Below are 17,150 nucleotides of genomic sequence, written 5' to 3'. Positions count from 1 at the left end.
CGCGATGGCGAAGGCCAACGAGCAGAAACGTCGGGTCGTGACGGCCCTGGGCACCATGCGCGAGAAGCTCGGCATGGTGCTCGGCGCCGCGCAGGCGGGCCGCCAGATCGCCGAGACCGAGCTGGCCCGGCTCCAGCTGGAACAGCAGATCGTGCGCGTCGGCATCGACAACGCGGCCGGGGACGAGGAGCTCACCGCCGCGCTCCGCAGCCCGGTGATGGCGGGGGTGCGGGACAAGCTCAACGCGCAGCACGCCGCGTTCTACACCGACGCGGCGACGGTGCCCGCGCGGCTGCGGGACCTGGTCGCGCGCGTCGCGCCGGGGCCGGCGAGCCTGCCGCCCAGCGCGTGGCTCGGCCGTCCGGGCCGGGAGCCGCTGAAACCGCCGCCGCTGTGGCGCATCGGCTCGTCCACAATGGATGACTCCGGCCCGTTCCCGGTGATGGTGCCGCTGCTGGACGACTCGCACCTGGCGATCACCACGGCCGTCCGCGGCCGGGCGGCCGTCGAATCGCTCATCGAGGGTCTGCTGCTGCGCGTGCTCAGCACGATGGAGCTGGGCTCGGTGCGGATCCACCTGTGGGACGTCGCGCAGCTGACCGCCGTGCTGCCGAGCCTGTACCCGCTGTCCCGCACGTCCGCCGTGACGCTGTACGACCCGGACCAGCTCGGCGTGCTGCTCGACGAGGTGACCGGGCACATCCGCCGCATCCACGCGCACACCATGCAGGCCGGCCACACGTCGCTGCGCGGCCTGCGCGACCAGCTCGGGCAGCGCGTCGAGCCGTGGCGGATCGTCGTGTTGTTCGGCAACGGCGAGACGTGGGCGCCGGAACCGCTGCGGGAGCTCAAGCGCATCGCCGGCGCCGCGCTGGCCGCCGGGATCTCGCTGATCACCGTCGACATCCCGACGATCCTCGGCGGCGCGTTCGAGAACATCCGGATGCTCGACGAGCACCACGCGGCAACCAGCATGACCGGGCCCAACCTCGTCGTCGACCTGGACCCGCCGGTCCCGTCGGCCGAGGTCAGCGCCGCGGCGAGCAGGCTGGCCGACGCGATCGTGGAGAAGCAGGGCGGGCCGCGGTCGTTCCGCGACCTGCTGCCCGCCGAGCTGGGCCAGGAGAACTCCGCGCGTGAACTGCGGGCGCCGGTCGGGTTCTTCGAGGGCGATCCGGTCGAGGTCGTCATCGGCGACGCCAGCCCGCACGCGCTGATCGGCGGCCCGAGCGGCTCGGGCAAGACGAACTTCCTCTACGCCCTGCTCGGCAGCCTCGCCGCGCGCTACCCGCCGGACGAGCTCGCGCTGTACCTGCTGGACTTCAAGGAGGGCGTGTCCTTCGCCGGGCTCGCGCCGGGCCGCCGGGACGCGAGCTGGCTGCCGCACGCGCGCCTGATCGGGGTCAACGTCAACACCGACCGCGAGTTCGGCCTGGCGTTGCTGCGGTTCCTCGCCGACGAGCTGCGCCGCCGGTCGGCGGCCGCCAAGGAGCACGAGGTCACCGACCTGGCGGGGCTGCGCCAGCAGGACCCGGATGGGCACTGGCCGCGGATCGTCGCGGTGATCGACGAGTTCCAGTACCTGTTCGCGGGCCGCGACGGCGTCACCAACCAGGCGACCGCGCTGCTGGAGGACATCGCCCGCCGTGGCCGCGCCCAGGGCATCCACCTGATCCTGGCGAGCCAGGACATCGCGGGCATCGACGCGTTCTGGGGCAAGCCCGCGGTGTTCGAGCAGTGCACGCTGCGCATCGCCATGCCCAAGGCGCGGCGCGTGCTGGCCGAGACCAACAACGCGGCCGTCGCCGCCCCGAAGTGGCACGCGGTGGTCAACCACGACTCCGGGGTCGCGCACGGCAACCAGCTCGCGCACGTGCCGGACGCCAGCAGCAAGGACATCTTCTCGTCGCTGCAACGGGAACTGTGGGAGCGCTACGCCCAGGAGCACCAGCGGCCGCGGCTGTTCGACGGCGCGCACTCGCCGGTGCTGGAGCACTCGGCCGCGTTCGCCGGGCTCACCCCGGGCGGGCCGCCGCGGGCGCTGCTGGGCCAGTCGATCGACGTCGACGACACGGCGTGCGCGGTGGAGCTGACCGGGGCGCCCGGCCGCAACCTGGCGATCATGGGCACCGCGATCGCCGAGGCACTGTCCATCATGGACGCGGCCGCCCGGTCGCTGGCGAAGCAGTACCCGCCGCACGAGGTGGAGTTCCTGGTGGCGTGCCTCGTCGACCGGTGCGCGTCCGCGGTCGGCGAGCTGGCCGACGGGCTGGAGTCGGACGGGCACCGCGTGGTGCGGTTGAGCGACGTCGAGCTGGGCGAGCACATGGCCAAGCTCGCCGAGGAGCCGCCCGAGCACGCTCGGATCCTGCTGCTGTACGGCGTCGACGCGGCGCTGCCGATCCTGGAGCAGAAGCAACCCGGTCAGCTCAAGAGCGGGCTGGACCACTTCCGGGTGGTTCTCAAGCAGGGCCCCGGAAAGGGCACTCACACCATCGGGTGGTGGCGCAGCACGGCGCGGCTGAAGGACACGCTCGGGTTCGCAGGCACCGACGACATCGGCGCGTGGGCGGCGCTGGACGTGCAGGGCGCGGAGCTGAGCCAGTTCGCGGCCGGGCAGGTCGTGCACTGGTCGCCGCGGCCGGGCCGGGCGCTGTTCTTCGACCGAAGCACGCACGTCTCGCCCGAGGTGATGATCCCCTTCGACCGGCCGGAGCACCAGGCATGAACGCGGCGATGGAGTACAAGCAGATCGTCGGGCTGGCCGGCAAGGCGGCCGAGGAGCTGCGGGCGTGGGAGCGGCGCCGGGCCGAGGAGCTGGACGCCGAGATCGCGGCCGCGGAGGCCGCCGTGGCGGAGGCGAAGGAGCGCGAGGCCCGCACGGTGCAGGGCGCGCAACACTGGTGGCGGATGGCGCAGGACAACGTCAGCAGGCTTTCGTGGCTGGAGGTCGGGGCCGACCCGGCGCCCGCGCCGCACGCCTACGCCGGGCGGCTGGACCTGTACCTGCGTGAGGTCAAGGAGACCTACCAGGAACTGGTGGACGCGGTGCTGTCGCTCGGTTGGCGCGCGCGGCGCTGATTCGGCCGGCGGCCGCGACTAGTTCGCGGGGCGGAGCCAGCTCTCCGGCTCCAGGGTGTCCAGCTTCGGCATTTCGCGGCGGACGTACGCCCTCGCCCAGCTCAGGTCGCTGCGCAGGGTCGCGGGCACCGCGGGTGAGACCTCGCGGCGGGAGAGGTGGTCAACGGTCGCGCGTACCCAGTTCATGATCTTGGGACGTTGCGCGCCTGTGGTTGGTTCCCCACGGAACCGGTGGGGAGTCGGTCACGTCGTAGCAGCCAGGTGAGAGGAAGAGGATCCGGTGAACCGCGAGCTGACCACCCAGTCCGAGGGCGTGGAGGAGCGTCCGGCCGCCCGGCGACGGCAGGCCGCCCAGCAGGTCGTCACCGCGCAGGACGACTGGGGGCTGGTCGAGGTGGGGGTCGCCGGCAACGGGGAGGTCCTCGAAGTCGCGATCAACTCCGCCCTCTTCGAACACGTGAAGCCGTCGGACCTGGCCGAGGCGATGCTGCAGGCCGCCCGCGCCGCTCAACGCCGCGCCCGCCAGCTGCACCGCTGACCGCCGCCGCCCGGGAAATCCGAAGAACGGGCGGGCGACGGCGGCCCAGGCGTCAGAGGGTCGGGCGGTACCGGATGATCTGCGGGTCGTGGTCGCTCGCCTGCTCGGCGAACTCGGCGTTGATGTGCACCACGTCGTAGTCGACCCACCGCAGCGCCCGCGAGGTCAGGATGTGGTCCAGCACCTGCGAGTTGCCCTCGTATACGTAGCTGTACCGCTCGTCGGACGGCAGCCGGTCGATCTGGTCGGTCAGCGCGCCGCCCGCGGTAAGCGTCTTCAGCGCGGGCGAGAACTGGTAGTCGTTCAGGTCACCGGCCACGATGACGTCCGCCAAGGGATCCGCCTTCAGCAGCTGGTCGACGAACCCGCGCAGCACCTGCGCCTGCTGCCCGCGCTGCACCTCCGAACTCCGCGCCGGCGGCTGGTAGCGGCCGTGCGTCGGCTGGTCGCCCCCCTTCGAGTTGAAGTGGTTGGCGATCACGAACACCGTGTGGCCGTGGAAGACGAACTCCCCGGCCAGCGGCTTGCGGCTGCTCGCCCACGCCGGGTTGCCCGGGTCCACGCGCCCCGGCGACACCGACAGGTGCGGCTTGCCGCGCTCCTGCACCACGGACACCGCCGTGGTCGCGTCACCGCCCGGACGGTCCACGAAGGACAACCGGCGCGGGTTGAACAGGAACCCGACGCGGATGTTGCCGCCCGGCTCGCCGCCGTCGGTGAGGTCCTGCGGGTCGATCTGCCGCCACTCGTAGCGCGGCCCGCCCGCGGCGGCGATCGAGTCGGTGAACCGCTTCAGCGTCTGGTCGGCGGCCACCACGCCGTCGCCTTCGCCCTCGGGGCCGTTGTTGTCCTGGATCTCCTCCAGGGTCACGATGTCCGGCGACGCCAGGTTGTCCACGATGCCACGCGCCAGCTGGTCGAACTTGGCCTGGTCGTCCACGGCGGACAGGTTCTCGACGTTGTAGGTGGCCACGGCCAGCTCGCTCGGCGACTGCTTGCGCGTCACCTCGCGCTGGATGCCGCCGTCCTTCACCTCGCCCAGAGTGGTGGCCTGGAGCGTGTACCCGCCGAAGCTGTCGTACTCGACCGGGCCGGAGGTGAGGCCGGTCAGGGTGTCGCCGGTGTCCGCCTGCGGGAACGGGCGCTGCGCGAACGGGATCAGCGACTCGATCTTGAGGATGCCGGTGTTCGGGCTGTCGTAGCCGGTGTAGATCGTGCCGCCGCGGTCGGTCCGGTTCTCCCCCGGCTTGGTGGTGACGTACAGCTCGTAGTACTCGGTGGACGGCCCGACCGCCCGGACGTCCTGCACGCTGACGACCTCGCCCTCGTGCGACTCCCAGAAGTCCAGCGAGTACTTCGCCGGGTCCAGCGGCAGGGCTTCGGTGTTGCCGCCTGCCTCGGGGGCGAGGGTGCCGGGCACGGTGGCCGGCGTGATCGCGGTCGCGGCGGGCAGCGGGTTGCCGCTCGACTGGACCGTCCACTTCGGACCGGTGATCTCGGTGGTGGACTGGTAGATCGAGCTGGTGGGGCTGTCCGGGTAGTACTCGGTGACGGTGCCGGACACGGTGACCGCGTCGCCGACGGCCACCGCGGGCGTGGTCGAGCCGGTGAACACCAGCACGCCCTCGCTGGTTCGCGGGTCGGCGTCGGGCTGCGGGTCGGTCATCCAGAACCCGCGCGCGGAGCCGAAGGTGCGCAGCGCGGTGACGACCCCGGTCACGTCGGTGACCTTCTTGCCCGCCAGGGGCGACAGCCGGGTCGTGCCCTGGATGTCGTGGGCCTTGGCCGGGGTGCCGCCCACGTCGCCGCCGGTGGTCTCACCCTTGGTGTTGACCGGCGTCGGGGCGCCTGCCGCGAAGTCGGCGGAGTTGCTGTCGGTGTCGGTCAGCGTGGCGCGGGCGACCGACGTGGTGTTGCTCGCCGCGGGCGCCGGGCTGCCTTCGCGGACGGTCGCCGAGCCGTAGCCGACGAGGTCGCGGACCCGCGGGTCGGCGGCGCAATCGGCGGCGGTGACGCAGGTGAGCGGGGTGGTGCCGTGGACGAGGGCGACCGTGCCGGACCCCGCGGCCATCGAGATCGATCCGGCGGCGTCGGCGGTGGGCAGCGACACCGTGCCACCCGATCCGGTGGCCTCGGCGACCAGGTACCGCCCGCCCGCCGCGACGGAGCCGGACAGGGCGGTCACCTGCCACTTGCTCGACGCGCTGGGCGATCCGGGCAGGTACTGCACGCTCCAGCCGTCCATGGCGACACTGCCGCCTACCGTGGCGATCTCGATGAAGTCGCTGGTCAGCGTGGCGCCGCTGTTGCCACCGCCGCCGTAGACCTCGGCGATCACGACGTCCGGGCTCGCCGCCGACGCCGGCGCGGCGGCGACGGTCACACCCGCCAGAGCAGCAGCGGCGAGCACGCCGATTCTTCGACTGGTCGTCACCCTGAGTCCCCTCGTCTGATCAACAGTCGAGGCATCTTCCCTCTATGAGGTGAGACGAGGGAAGACTCAGCGGCAACAACCGGTAACGGTTCGTCCGGCCGGCCTACGACCTAAGGCGGGCCGGTGCGCCGCCGGGAGAGGCGAGCGCAGCACTCCAGCGGGCGAACCATGCCACCCGTCCGCGTGAGCGGGCCGCCGCCGGGGGCCGGGCGCACCGAGACTGGGCTCCCCGACGATGCGGAAAGGCAAGCAGATGAGGCGGATGCTCGGCGTCCTCGCGGGCGCGCTCGCCGTCGCGGCGCTCGCCGCGCCGGCGCAGGCGGACAACGGCCACTTCGTCACCGGCGCCGCGGCCTGCCGCGACACCGGCGCCGGGTTCGAGTGCACCGGTGAGGTGGCCGGTCTCGGCGGCACGACCTTCGAGGTCACCGCCGAGGCGACCGGCACCGCGCGGGTCGAGTGCGTCAACCCGGCCGGGCACATGGTCACCGGGCAGGACACCGAGGTCGACGTGACGGCGACCAGCGGACGGCAGCAGACCCCGCACCACGGGCGGTCCGCCTTCCGGCTCACGAGCACCCCGGTGGGCGTCGGGCCCGTGCCGGCCTGCCCGAACCCGATCTGGACGGCGAAGGTCCTCGACGTCACCTTCGGCACCGCCACCCTGACCCTGTCCGCCAACGGCGCCAACGCGGCCGAGATCACGGTGGACGTGCGGTAGCGGAAACGACGAACGCCGGGCCTCCCTGGGGAGACCCGGCGTTCGATCCGGCGGTAGCGGTGGGATTTGAACCCACGGACGGGGTCAACCGTCACACGATTTCGAGTCGTGCTCCTTCGGCCGCTCGGACACGCTACCGCCGACTAGGCTACTAGACGCCCAAGAGCGACTTGCAGGCACTCCTCACCTGGAGCGGAAGCGGCGCTGCGCGTCCCGCGCGGCGGTGGCCGCCCAGTCCGCCACCTCGGTCGTCGTCTCGCGCACGGCACCGCGGATCCGCTCGGCGCGGCCGGCACTCTGGTGGCGGCGCTTACCGGTGAGGCGGCCGAACAGCTCCCGCGCCCCGCCCTTGGCCTGGCGGGACCGGCTCGTCATCCGGTTCTTCACGACGTTCATCGACCCTCCTTCGACGCGGTCCCCGACGGGCTACCCCGCCTCGCGCGGCGTCACACGTCCCGGTGACCGGTGAAGAACTCGGCGAGCAGCGCGGCGCACTCGGCCTCCAGGACCCCGCCGCGCACCTCGGGCCGGTGGTTGAGCCGCCGGTCGCGCACCACGTCCCACAGCGACCCGACCGCTCCGGTGCGCGGCTCCCACGCCCCGAACACGACCCGGGCCACGCGCGCGAGCACCAGCGCCCCGGCGCACATCGTGCACGGCTCGACCGTCACCGCGAGCGTGCAGCCGTCCAGGCGCCAGCCGTCGCCGAACTCGCGGGCCGCCTCCCGCAGCGCGATGACCTCGGCGTGCGCCGTCGGGTCGCCCAGCTCCTCGCGGGCGTTGTGGGCGCGGGCGAGCAGGCGGCCGTCGGGTGCGAACACGGCGGCGCCGATCGGCACGTCCGGCCCCGACTCCCGCGCCGCGGCCAGCGCCACGGACACCAGGTCGGCGTCCGACACGTCAGATCTCGTCGAGCAGCGCGGTGAACTCGCCGCCGAACCCGCAGCGCTGCGCGATCATCTGCAGCTGCTCGTCCGGGTAGAGGTCGACCTCGCCCGCGATCACCTCGAGCTCAGGCCCGGGCAGGCCGACGTCGGCGAGGATGTCGAGGTCGCCCTCCGGCCAGATCGAGTCGTCCTCCTCGTCCGGCAGATCGACCCGCAGCACGTCGAGCACGTCGGCGGCGATGTCGTAGTCCAGCGCCGCCGCCGCATCCGAGAGCAGCAGGGACGGTCCGCGTGGGCTCGGCCGCACGATCACGAAGAACTCGTCGTCCACCGCGAGCAGGCCGAACACGGCCCCCGTGGACCGCAACTTGGCCAGCTCGGTGATGGCGGCGTCCAACCCCGTGAGTGCGCCGGCGTCGAGCGCGCTGCAGCGCCACTTGCCGTCCTCCCGGACCACGGCCACCGCGAATCCCGCAACCGGCTCCTTCACCGACATAGCGCACACCGTATACCTGGACCGATCATCGGTGCAGTCGCTCTGCGAGGATCGGAAGATGACGGGACCCACGGAGTTGCCCCCATTGCCGGACACCCGGCTCGCCGCGTTGCTCTCCGAGGCCGAGGCTCTGCAACCGGCCACCGTCGCGCTGCGCCGCGAGATCCACCGGAGGCCGGAGCAGGGCCTCCACCTGCCGCACACGCAGGCCGCCGTCCGTCGGGCGCTGGAGGGCCTCCCGCTGGAGATCGTCGAGGGGAAGTCGACCTCCGCGCTGATCGCGGTGCTGCGCGGCGCGCAGGACGGGCCCGCGGTGCTGCTGCGCGGGGACATGGACGCGCTGCCGCTGCAGGAGGACACCGGGCTGGAGTTCGCCTCCGAAGTGGACGGGACCATGCACGCGTGCGGCCACGACGGCCACACCGCGATGCTCGCCTCCGCCGCGCGGCTGCTCGCGGCTCGCCGGCACGAGCTGGCCGGGTCGGTCGTGTTCATGTTCCAGCCCGGCGAGGAGGGCTACCACGGCGCGCGGCACATGATCCACGAAGGCGTGCTGGACGCTGCCGGGTCGCGGGCCGAGAAGGCCTTCGGCATCCACCTGCTGTCCCACATCGAGTCCGGGCTGATCACCACGCGGCCCGGTCCGCTGATGGCGTCGAACGACACGTTCACGGTCCAGGTCACCGGCAAGGGCGGGCACGGGTCCAGCCCGCACAACGCGATCGACCCGGTGCCGGCGGCCGCGGCGATGGTCGGCGCACTGCAGACGATGGTGACGCGGCGGGTCAGCGTGTTCGACCCGGCTGTGGTGTCGGTGACCCGCATCCAAGCAGGCACGACGACCAACATCATCCCGGAGACCGCGGAGGTCGCCGGCACGATCCGCACACTGTCCGAGTCCACGCGCGCCCTGGTGAAGGCCGAGCTGCCGAAGGTGTGCGAAGCGGTCGGCGAGGCGCACGGGTGCCGCGTGCTGGTCGACATCGAGCCCGGCTACCCGGTCACGGTGAACGACCCGGACCAGGCGCTGCGGGTGCTGGACCTCGCCCAGCGCGTGCTCGGCCGGGCGGAGCTGATGCCCGACCCGATCATGGGCGCCGAGGACTTCTCCTACGTGCTGCAACGGGTGCTGGGCGCGTTCGCGTTCCTCGGCGCGTGCCCGCCGGACGTCGACCCGGCGGAGGCGCCGACCAACCACTCCAACCGCGTGCGCCACGACGAAGGCGCTTTCCCGGCGGGGGTCGCGATGTACGCGGCCTTCGCCCTCGACGCCCTGGCAGGATGACGCCCCGTGCGAGACGTATGCGTGATCGGGCTCGGGTTGATCGGCGGCTCGGTGCTGCGCGCGGCCGCGGCGGTGGGGCGCGGGGTGTGGGGCGCCACGGCCTCGGCGGCTGACGCCGAAGCGGCGGCCGCCGACGGGTTCGACGCCTCGACGGACGTGGAAGCCGCCCTGCGGCGCGCCGCCGAGCGGGACGCGCTGGTGGTGCTGGCCGTGCCGCTGACCGCCGTCGAAGAGGTGCTGCGGGCGGTCGCCGTGTGCGCGCCGTCGTGCCTGCTGACGGACGTGACCAGCGTGAAGACGGGTGTGCTGACGGCCGCGCGGGCGTTCGCACCGAACGCCCGGTACGTCGGCGGGCACCCGATGGCGGGCACCGCCGAGTCCGGCTGGCGCGCCGGCGACGCCGCGCTGTTCGGCGGCGCGGCGTGGGTGGTGTGCGTCGAGGACGACACCGACCTCGGCGCGTGGGCCGAGGTGGCCCGGCTGGCGATCGACCTCGGCTCGCACGTGGTCCCGCTGACCGCGGCCACCCACGACGAGGCGGTCGCCCGGATCTCCCACCTGCCGCACCTGCTGGCCGCGGTGCTCGCGGCCGTGGGGGCGGACGGCGGGCCGGTCGCGATGGCGCTGGCCGCCGGCTCCTACACCGACGGCACCCGGGTGGCCGCCACCCGGCCGGCGCTGGTGCGCGCGATGACCGAGGGCAACCGCGAAGCGCTGCTGCCCGTGATCGACGAGGCCCTCGGCCGGCTGGGCGCCCTGCGCGGGTCACTGGCCTCGACCGGCGGCCTCGCCGTCAGCATCGAATCGGGCTACGAGGGCGCGCAAGCGCTTGCGGCCGCCAGGCAGGCCACGCTGTCGGGCGTCCGCGTCGCGCTGGGCGCGCCGGACGCCCGGGACGGCCTGCGTGCGCTCGGCGAGCGCGGCGGCCGCATCACTTCCCTCACCGAGGACACCGCCGTCGGCGAGGTGCCGTAACGGTTACGGCTGGCTGGTCGGCCCGGTCGGGCCACTCTGGGGTCCGGTCTGGGGTCCGGCCGGTCCGGGGCCGCCCTGCGGGCCGGGTTCGCCGTGCCCGCCGCCGGTCTGCTTGTGCAGGAAGTCCTTCGCCTTCGACGTGACGTTGTCGATCTTGCTGGAGTGCTGGCCGAACTTCGACTTGGCGAACCCGCTCGCCTTGTCCAGGCCGTGTTCGATCTTGCCGGCGTTGTGGCCGAGCGCCTCTTGCGCCTTTTTCTTGATCTCGTTGAAGTCGATGCCCATGAACCCATGAAACCCCAAGGTCAGGCCCCCCGCATCCGGTAAGCCCGTGGTTTACTGCTCGGTAACCCCTACCCGAGCGGAAAGGTCACCGATGCCCGCCAGGACGTTCTCCTTCGAGGTCACCCGCACCAGCAGCGCCCCGCCCGCGACCCTGTTCCGGCTGGAGACCGACGGCGCCCGCTGGTCCGACTGGGCGAAACCGCTCATCGTCGTGTCCCGCTGGGACCGGTGGGCCGATCCGGCAGGCGGGGTGGGCGCGATCCGGGCCGTCGGTGCGTGGCCGCTGCTCATGCGCGAGGAGACGCTCGAGTACGAGCAGGACCGCCGCCACGTCTACACCTTCGCCGAGCCCGCGCCGGTGCGCGGTTACCGCGGCGAGGTGACCTTCGAACCGGACGGCACCGGCACGCGGCTGACCTGGCGCGGCTCGTTCCAGGAGAAGATCCCCGGCACCGGGCCGGTCGTGCGCGCCGCGCTCGCGGGGGCGATCAAGTTCCTGTCCGCGAAGCTGGTCAAGGCCGCCGAGCGCTAACCGGCGCCGAGGCAGAGGAACGGGCGGCGCAGCGGATCGGCGGCGGTCGCGTGCGCCAGGGCCAGCGCCGGGGAGATCCCCGACGCGAGCCGCTGGTGCAGGTCGGTCATCGCCTCCGCCGCCGCGCGGTCGCCGACCCGCGCGATCGCCCCGACGATCGTGCGGGACCCGCTCGCCAGCAGCGCGCCGGCGAACCCCAGCGCCTCCTCACCAGGCCTGATGTGGCTCATCGCCAGCTCGCACGCGGCCAGCACCACCCGGTCCGGCGGGCGCCGCAGCCGCGCGGTCTCGTGTGCGAACAGCGGCCCGTCGACCAGTTCCAGCCGCGAGAACAAGGCGTTCGCCGGTTCGTGCGCGCCATGTGCGACCAGGTGCGCCAGGCCGGACCCGTCGAGCGCTTCCAGCACCGCGGAACTGGTCGCCGCCGGGCCGTCGACCAGCGTCGCCGACGGGTAGACCGCGCGCAGCTGCCGCACCTCGCCGATCGCGCCGGGCACGTCCGGCCCGCCGACCAGCACGACCGGGTCGATCAGCTCGCGGCGCATCGCGGTCACCCACGCGGTCGCCGACGGCGCGATCGACAGCGGACGGCCGCGCAACGACGGCAGGGCGGGCCACGGCAGCGCGTACAGCGGCCCGGTCGGCACGATCACCAGCTCGCGGTCGCCGATCGCGTCCGCGAGCGGCCGCACGACCCGCTCGTCGAGCAGGCGGGCGCGCTTCTCCGCGGACGCCGTGACGGCCGAGACCAGGGGCGGCGGCAGGTGGTCCGGAGCCAGCGCGTTCAAGTCGGCGTGCAGCTGCTTGGTGATCTCCACGACCTCGTCCAGCCCGCCCAGCCGCACCAGCCGGAACCGGCCGTCCCGCACGACCACCGCGGACAGCTCGCCGTCCTGGCCGATCAGGCTGACCAGCACGCGCTCGCCCAGCTCGGCGGCCACCTCCTCGGGTGAGCTGACCGGGCGCGGCCTGCCCCACGGGCTGGTGTACCAGCCGAGGCGGCCCGCCTCCCGCTGCAGCCGGGCGTAGCGCTGCTCCAGCGCCGCCACCGGCCTGCCGTCGAGCCGGTTCTGCTGCGCGAGCCGCTGCACCTGCCGCATCTCGGTGATGAGCCGGGCCAGCACCGGATCGTCGATGGCGGGCAGCGGCTCGTAGCGGTAGACCTGCGCACGCGTCCGCTCCTGCCACGCGAACAGCCTGCGCGCGCCGGCGTGACCGCGGGTCGTGCCGAGCACCAACCCGACCGCGAGACGGCCCAGCTCCTGGCCGTGCACCGCGGTCCCGCACACCAGGTCCAGCCCGCCCATCCGGTCGCGCACCCGGCTCAGCTCGGCGAAGCCGGTGCGCGCCTGCGCCAGCGCCGCACGCGGACGGCCGGTCGCCACAGCGAGTTCGGCCCGGCACAGCCGCAGCAGCATGACGTGGTCGATCGGCGTGGTGTGACGTGGCCGCGGCACCCGTGCGAGCAGCTCCTCGGCGGCACCGACGTCCCCACGGCGCAGCAGCAGCCGCACCGCGAGCAGCCGGGCGACCGCCGCTTCGTCGCGCAGCCCCAGTTCGGCGAGGCGGTCGGCGTGCCCGGTGAGACCCGTGACGAGCCGCGCCGGCGGCCGTCGCGTGCCGCCGAGGACCTCGGTGGCGTCGGCGCGCAGCCGGGTCAGCGCAGCGACCGCGGCCCAGCGTTCGTTGCCGCGCCGGAGGAACCGGCGCCGGGCCAGCTCGGCCAGCTCGCGGGCCCGGCCGTGGTCGTTGTCGAGGATCGCGGCCGCGGCGCGGGCGACTTCGGCCTCGGCGATGTCCTGCACGTTGCGGCTCGAATACAGCTCGGGCAGGACCTCGTCGAGGTGCCGCGCCGCATCCTCGGCGAGACCGGCGACGAGCAGCGCCCTGGCCTGGTCGACGCGTAGCCGGGCGAGCCAGCCGGGAGCCGCGTCCTCGTAGATCCGTGCGGCCTGCTCGTAGTGCCGCAACGCGCCGGGGATGTCGCCGAGGAGCTGCCCCTGCTCGCCCAGCAGGTGCCGGACCTTGCCCTCCAGCCGGGTCAGCCCGTGCTCGGTGGCCAGTTCCAGGCAGCGCCGCAGGTCCGCCAGCGCCGCCGCGGGCCGCTGCAGCTCGACGTTGATGTTGGCGCGGTTCATCAGGTTGCGGGTCAGCGACAGCGCGTTGTCGTCGGCCTCGTTTTCCAGCACCGGCAGGATCTCGTCGAACAGCGCCAGCGCTTCGGTCAGCCGGCCGATCCGGCCGAGCACCAGCGCGCGCTGGGCGCCGACCAGCGCCCGCAGGACCCGCTGGGGCGGCCCGGGCGGCAGCCGCCCGGTCAGCCGCAGGGCGTCGTCGAGGTGGCGCAGGCCCGCTGCCGCCGACCCGGTCTCGGCCTCCGACATCGCGAGGCCGAGCAGGACCCGTGCCCGCAGGGTGATCCACTCGACGTCGTCCGGCCCGTCCGCGAGCACCCGCAACGCGCGGTTGAACAACCGCACCGCCTCCACGTTGCGGAAGTTGCCCGCTGCGTCCGCGGCCCGCCCACGCAGCTCCGATGCCCGGCCCAGCGCACGCCGGGACTCACGCTGAGCTGACACGTGATCTATCTGAGCACATGCGGGGGCGGGGGTGAGCAACCGGTCAGAGGACGACCGCGGGCGTGACGACGGTGCGGCGGCTGCTGGCCCCGCCGACCGAGATCACGATCTGCGTGGTCCCGCGCGGCACGTCGTCGAGCACGAACCGGCCGCCCTCGTCGGCCACCGTCGACGACGAGCCGTGTTCGGCCACCCGCACCTCGACCCCGTGCGCGGCGGCGGGCACCAGCCAGCCGTCGATGCGGTGGCAGTGCCCGACCCTGGTCAGGTTGATCATCACGGTGAGATCGCTGACCGTGAACGTGATCGTGCCCTCGTCGGTGATGCTACGGACGCCGGCCAGCGCCGGGTCGGCCCGCTCCCACTGGGCGATCTCGAAGTCGAGGTTCTCCAGCTCGAGGGCGAACTGCACGCGCTCGACCAGGCCGTCCGGGGGCGGGTCGACGGCGGCCAGCACCCGGCCCAGATCGGCCAGCAGGGCTTCGTCGCCGGGGTACGCCCCACCCCCTGGCAGATTGTCGTTCATGCGCTGCCCCCTTCGATGTCCAGCAGTTCGCGCATCGTCTTCAGGCAGCGGCCGCGGTTCGGTCCGATGCTGCCGCGCGGCATCTGCAGCGCTTCGGCGACGAGCCGGTACTCGGCGCGACCGGCAAGCACGGTGAGCCGCAGCAGTTCCTGGCACCGCTGCGGAAGCCTGCGGAAGGCGCGCCAGAGCCGCTGGTCGCGCTCGGTGCGCAGCACCTCGGCCTCGGGCGCGGGCTCGGTGCTCGCCACGGTCTCGGCCAGTTCGTCGGTCAACGGCACCGGCGGCGGTTTCCGCCCGCGCACGCGCTGCGATTCGTGCCGGGCGGTGACGACCAGCCAGCCGGCCAGCGCCTTCGGCTCGCGCAGCCGGTCGAGGTGGCTGACCAGCGCCAGCCACACGGTCTGCACCACGTCCTCGGCCGAGTGGCTGTCCAGCCCCTGGCCGCGCGCCACGTTCCACACCAGCGGGGTCAGCTCGGCGACCAGCCGGTTCAGCGCGCGTTTGTCCCCCGCCCGCGCCGCAGCCAGGCACGCCTCGAACAGCTCCGGTCCGCGGAGTCCCTCCCAGGACGGATCCGCCTCGGCGGTCCTCGCTTCCGTCACCGCGTTCGCCCCCACTTCGCGTGGTTCTCCTCGGGTAGCGCTAGGCAGTATCTCCGGCTCCGTCACCGTGCAGAGCACGAAGGCGAACGCCAGATACACAACATCACTCGTTCGGAGCAGTCACGTCGGTGACGGAGAGCACGAACGTGACGGAGCGACGCGGCTCCGCCTCCCACGGCCGCGCCAGCTCCGCCCGGAGCAGGTGCCGGCCGGGCTCGACGACGTCGAGCGCCAGCCGGCGCACACCCCCCTCGCCCGGTGGCCCCTCCCCGTGGGCCACCCCCCTGGACCGGGCGTGCTCGTCCGCCACCACACGGACCGCCTCCGGCAACCGCCAGCGCCACCGGTAACCCGACGCGCGGACCTCCGGAAGGCGCAGCTCCACCGTGTCCCCCACGTGGAGCCGCGCCGTCTCCCCCGAATCCGCCTGCGCGAGCCGGATCTGTGCCACTGGACGCTCCCAGGGTGGCGGTGGCCGGCGGCCCCCTCGGCTGCCGGCCACCGCCGGTCTGCGTGCCGCCGTCAGACCAGGATCTGGTCGATCTGCCCGGCGGCGTTCTCGTGGAAGGACACCGGCAGCCCGTGGTTGCGGGCCAGCAGTGCCAGCGTCGTCAGGGAGCTGCGCCCGTCCGCGGTGGCGGCGAGCCGCTTCCAGCCCAGACCCGCGATGTCCACCCAGACGCCCGGATTGGCGCTCGTCGACCACAGCCGCGCGACCTGCCTGCCGTGCACCCAGACGCCCTGCGCCCGCGGCGCCGGCTGGACCGGCGTGCCGTTGCCGTTCGGCGGGGTGTTCGGGTCGTACACACCGCTCGGGGGCGGCGTGTTCGGGTCGTAGACACCCGTCGGCGGCGGCGTGTTCGGGTCGTACACGCCAGTGGGCGGCGTATTGGGGTCGTAAACCCCCGTCGGCGGTGGGGTGTTCGGGTCGTAGACGCCGGCCGGGATGTCGGAGCCGGGCGTCTCCCTGGTCAGTTCGGCGAGTTCGGCGTTCGGGTCGTCCTGCCCGCCGGTGTCCGGCGTCTCGCTCTTGCTCGTGGTCATGCTCCGCTCCCCATCAGTAGGTGGTGGCAACCTTGGTCAGCACGCCCTGGTCGAGGAACGGGCTGACGGGATGCCCGCCTGCCCGGGCCTCGGCGAGCAGCGCGAGCTGACGGCTCACGCCCGCGGCGTCCCCAGCGAGCCGGACCCAGCCCAGCTGCTCCAGGCACACCCATTCACCGGCACCGGCCGAGAACAGGCGCAGCGCGCGCTGCGGCGGTAGCCACGCGCGCAGGGTGACCCCGGTGCAGCCGAGGGTCGTCGGCCGCGGTTCCGGGTAGTCCTCGATGAAGGCCTCGCCGTAGGCGATCCGGAAGAACCCGTCCTCGCCCCAGTCGGTGCCCCAGGAGTTCTTGGCGATCCAGCAGTTCTGCTCGTCGTCCCAGCCGATGAGCGCGACGCAGTGCCCGCCGTTGCTCTCCGTCGTGGTGGCGCGGTAGATGCCGCCGGTGTAGTGGAAGAAGTCGTCGTAGATCACCATGCACGCGGTGACCGGGCCGTAGCCGTAGATGTGGTGCTTGATCGCGGCCGGGTCCTGGGTGAGGTCGACGACGCCTTCCGCGCGCGCGACGCGGTTCACCCAGTTCGGGTGCAACGCGCCGGTGCCCTCGTCCGAGTAGGGCCAGTAGTCCTCGAAGGTGACGCCCTTGGCCGCGCAGTCCCCCATCAGGTCGTCCGGCCAGGACCCGGTGTCACCGGGCTTGCGGTGTGCCGGCGCGAACCCGAAGAACAGGTGCGCCTCTGACAGGTCGAGGCGCATGCCGGTGTTGCGGCGCGTGTACGCGGCGGTCCCCTCGAGCGCCGCGATGGTGCCGAACGCGCTGCAGGACCCCGACTCGCCCTGGTCCTTCACCGGCGTGACGTAGCTGCTTCCGCACACGTCACGGAGGTCGAACTTGGCGGGCAGCGTGCTGCCCGGCGCGTGCAGCGCGGTGCAGGGCTGGCCGGCAGCCCCGAGCGCGACCTCGAGCATCCGCCCCGGCAACTCGGCCCGGGCTTCCACTTCGGCCGCGCTCGGGGCCGGCACCCCCAGTCGCACCCTGCGCGACTCGCCCGCCAGCCGGCTGAGCACCGTCTCCCCCGCCTGCCACGGATCCCCCATCGTGGCAAGGGAATCCCGCACGGCGCGAATTTCCTCGGCGAAGGGCCGGGGAGAGCTCATGCGTTC

Annotated in this window: 19 protein-coding genes and 1 tRNA gene; 7 read left to right on the top strand and 13 right to left on the bottom strand. The window is 73.3% G+C overall.

The features are described 5' to 3' along the window. Positions 1-4: 4 nt before the first annotated feature. Positions 5-2,728 (top strand): FtsK/SpoIIIE domain-containing protein, encoded by a 2,724-nt coding sequence (locus AMETH_RS01770; protein ID WP_017986314.1) that lies wholly within the window; start codon positions 5-7, stop codon positions 2,726-2,728. Then, positions 2,725-3,081: a hypothetical protein gene (locus AMETH_RS01765; RefSeq protein ID WP_017986313.1), complete on the top strand. Its 357-nt coding sequence runs from the start codon at positions 2,725-2,727 to the stop codon at positions 3,079-3,081. Before AMETH_RS01770 ends, AMETH_RS01765 begins: the two co-directional genes overlap by 4 nt. An 18-nt stretch (positions 3,082-3,099) precedes the next feature. On the opposite strand, the gene AMETH_RS38515 is transcribed toward AMETH_RS01765, so the two are convergent. Next, entirely contained in the window at positions 3,100-3,267 is a 168-nt protein-coding gene (locus AMETH_RS38515) for a hypothetical protein (protein ID WP_017986312.1), read from the bottom strand. Positions 3,268-3,361: 94 nt separating this feature from the next. On the opposite strand from AMETH_RS38515, the gene AMETH_RS01760 reads away from it, so the two are divergent. Further along, on the top strand, positions 3,362-3,619 hold the full coding sequence (locus tag AMETH_RS01760; RefSeq protein ID WP_017986311.1) for a YbaB/EbfC family nucleoid-associated protein: 258 nt from the start codon (positions 3,362-3,364) through the stop codon (positions 3,617-3,619). 52 nt (positions 3,620-3,671) lie between these two features. Here the strand turns inward: AMETH_RS01760 and AMETH_RS01755 are convergent, their stop codons facing one another. Continuing rightward, a complete protein-coding gene (locus AMETH_RS01755; protein WP_323806978.1) occupies positions 3,672-6,053 on the bottom strand; it encodes an endonuclease/exonuclease/phosphatase family protein in 2,382 nt (793 codons plus the stop codon). Between the two features lie 235 nt (positions 6,054-6,288). On the opposite strand from AMETH_RS01755, the gene AMETH_RS01750 reads away from it, so the two are divergent. After that, complete coding sequence (locus tag AMETH_RS01750; protein WP_223843034.1) at positions 6,289-6,774, top strand: hypothetical protein; 486 nt, start codon at positions 6,289-6,291, stop codon at positions 6,772-6,774. Between the two features lie 51 nt (positions 6,775-6,825). Here the strand turns inward: AMETH_RS01750 and AMETH_RS01745 are convergent. The 4 genes from AMETH_RS01745 to AMETH_RS01730 form a co-directional block, all read right to left on the bottom strand. Continuing rightward, positions 6,826-6,912 (bottom strand) — tRNA-Ser (locus AMETH_RS01745). Positions 6,913-6,957: 45 nt separating this feature from the next. Beyond that, complete coding sequence (locus tag AMETH_RS01740) at positions 6,958-7,170, bottom strand: CsbD family protein (protein ID WP_017986308.1); 213 nt, start codon at positions 7,168-7,170, stop codon at positions 6,958-6,960. Between the two features lie 50 nt (positions 7,171-7,220). Continuing rightward, positions 7,221-7,673: a nucleoside deaminase gene (locus AMETH_RS01735; RefSeq protein WP_017986307.1), complete on the bottom strand. Its 453-nt coding sequence runs from the start codon at positions 7,671-7,673 to the stop codon at positions 7,221-7,223. Between the two features lies 1 nt (position 7,674). Continuing rightward, the gene (locus AMETH_RS01730) at positions 7,675-8,157 is read right to left on the bottom strand and encodes a tRNA adenosine deaminase-associated protein (RefSeq protein WP_017986306.1); all 483 of its coding nucleotides are present in this window, start codon (positions 8,155-8,157) and stop codon (positions 7,675-7,677) included. Positions 8,158-8,215: 58 nt separating this feature from the next. Here AMETH_RS01730 and AMETH_RS01725 point away from each other — a divergent pair, with 58 nt between their 5' ends. Both AMETH_RS01725 and AMETH_RS01720 read left to right on the top strand, forming a co-directional pair. Next, complete coding sequence (locus AMETH_RS01725) at positions 8,216-9,442, top strand: M20 metallopeptidase family protein (RefSeq protein ID WP_026153714.1); 1,227 nt, start codon at positions 8,216-8,218, stop codon at positions 9,440-9,442. 21 nt (positions 9,443-9,463) lie between these two features. Then, positions 9,464-10,417, top strand: a complete 954-nt coding sequence (locus AMETH_RS01720) for a prephenate dehydrogenase (protein ID WP_017986304.1) — start codon at positions 9,464-9,466, stop codon at positions 10,415-10,417. Positions 10,418-10,420: 3 nt separating this feature from the next. On the opposite strand, the gene AMETH_RS01715 is transcribed toward AMETH_RS01720, so the two are convergent. Then, positions 10,421-10,702: an antitoxin gene (locus AMETH_RS01715; protein WP_017986303.1), complete on the bottom strand. Its 282-nt coding sequence runs from the start codon at positions 10,700-10,702 to the stop codon at positions 10,421-10,423. 91 nt (positions 10,703-10,793) lie between these two features. On the opposite strand from AMETH_RS01715, the gene AMETH_RS01710 reads away from it, so the two are divergent. Beyond that, positions 10,794-11,234 (top strand): SRPBCC family protein, encoded by a 441-nt coding sequence (locus tag AMETH_RS01710; protein WP_017986302.1) that lies wholly within the window; start codon positions 10,794-10,796, stop codon positions 11,232-11,234. On the opposite strand, the gene AMETH_RS01705 is transcribed toward AMETH_RS01710, so the two are convergent. The 6 genes from AMETH_RS01705 to AMETH_RS01680 form a co-directional block, all read right to left on the bottom strand. Continuing rightward, the gene (locus tag AMETH_RS01705) at positions 11,231-13,813 is read right to left on the bottom strand and encodes a CHAT domain-containing protein (protein ID WP_209436840.1); all 2,583 of its coding nucleotides are present in this window, start codon (positions 13,811-13,813) and stop codon (positions 11,231-11,233) included. The genes AMETH_RS01710 and AMETH_RS01705 overlap by 4 nt on opposite strands. A gap of 43 nt (positions 13,814-13,856) precedes the next feature. Further along, positions 13,857-14,339, bottom strand: a complete 483-nt coding sequence (locus AMETH_RS01700; RefSeq protein ID WP_017986300.1) for a hypothetical protein — start codon at positions 14,337-14,339, stop codon at positions 13,857-13,859. Continuing rightward, entirely contained in the window at positions 14,336-14,941 is a 606-nt protein-coding gene (locus AMETH_RS01695) for an RNA polymerase sigma factor (protein WP_026153712.1), read from the bottom strand. Before AMETH_RS01695 ends, AMETH_RS01700 begins: the two co-directional genes overlap by 4 nt. Positions 14,942-15,044: 103 nt before the next feature. Beyond that, positions 15,045-15,392 (bottom strand): protease inhibitor I42 family protein, encoded by a 348-nt coding sequence (locus AMETH_RS01690; RefSeq protein ID WP_017986298.1) that lies wholly within the window; start codon positions 15,390-15,392, stop codon positions 15,045-15,047. Between the two features lie 71 nt (positions 15,393-15,463). Continuing rightward, positions 15,464-15,985: a hypothetical protein gene (locus AMETH_RS01685; RefSeq protein ID WP_017986297.1), complete on the bottom strand. Its 522-nt coding sequence runs from the start codon at positions 15,983-15,985 to the stop codon at positions 15,464-15,466. A gap of 13 nt (positions 15,986-15,998) precedes the next feature. Continuing rightward, positions 15,999-17,144, bottom strand: coding sequence for a C1 family peptidase (locus tag AMETH_RS01680; RefSeq protein ID WP_026153711.1), 1,146 nt, complete (start codon positions 17,142-17,144; stop codon positions 15,999-16,001). Positions 17,145-17,150: the final 6 nt, after the last annotated feature.

Source organism: Amycolatopsis methanolica 239 (assembly GCF_000739085.1).
GTDB classification, from domain to species: Bacteria; Actinomycetota; Actinomycetes; order Mycobacteriales; family Pseudonocardiaceae; genus Amycolatopsis_E; species Amycolatopsis_E methanolica.
The sequence above is the reverse complement of the archived record's forward strand: the minus strand, read 5'-3'. Positions and strand labels throughout refer to the sequence as shown.

Excerpts from the sequence above, each read along its gene's own strand:
- AMETH_RS01770 (WP_017986314.1), top strand. The coding sequence starts at position 5 with ATGGCGAAGGCCAACGAGCAGAAACGTCGGGTCGTGACGGCCCTGGGC.
- AMETH_RS01765 (WP_017986313.1), top strand. The coding sequence starts at position 2,725 with ATGAACGCGGCGATGGAGTACAAGCAGATCGTCGGGCTGGCCGGCAAG.
- AMETH_RS38515 (WP_017986312.1), bottom strand. The coding sequence starts at position 3,267 with ATGAACTGGGTACGCGCGACCGTTGACCACCTCTCCCGCCGCGAGGTC.
- AMETH_RS01750 (WP_223843034.1), top strand. The coding sequence starts at position 6,289 with ATGCGGAAAGGCAAGCAGATGAGGCGGATGCTCGGCGTCCTCGCGGGC.
- AMETH_RS01740 (WP_017986308.1), bottom strand. The coding sequence starts at position 7,170 with ATGAACGTCGTGAAGAACCGGATGACGAGCCGGTCCCGCCAGGCCAAG.
- AMETH_RS01730 (WP_017986306.1), bottom strand. The coding sequence starts at position 8,157 with ATGTCGGTGAAGGAGCCGGTTGCGGGATTCGCGGTGGCCGTGGTCCGG.
- AMETH_RS01725 (WP_026153714.1), top strand. The coding sequence starts at position 8,216 with ATGACGGGACCCACGGAGTTGCCCCCATTGCCGGACACCCGGCTCGCC.
- AMETH_RS01715 (WP_017986303.1), bottom strand. The coding sequence starts at position 10,702 with ATGGGCATCGACTTCAACGAGATCAAGAAAAAGGCGCAAGAGGCGCTC.
- AMETH_RS01710 (WP_017986302.1), top strand. The coding sequence starts at position 10,794 with ATGCCCGCCAGGACGTTCTCCTTCGAGGTCACCCGCACCAGCAGCGCC.
- AMETH_RS01700 (WP_017986300.1), bottom strand. The coding sequence starts at position 14,339 with ATGAACGACAATCTGCCAGGGGGTGGGGCGTACCCCGGCGACGAAGCC.
- AMETH_RS01685 (WP_017986297.1), bottom strand. The coding sequence starts at position 15,985 with ATGACCACGAGCAAGAGCGAGACGCCGGACACCGGCGGGCAGGACGAC.
- AMETH_RS01680 (WP_026153711.1), bottom strand. The coding sequence starts at position 17,144 with ATGAGCTCTCCCCGGCCCTTCGCCGAGGAAATTCGCGCCGTGCGGGAT.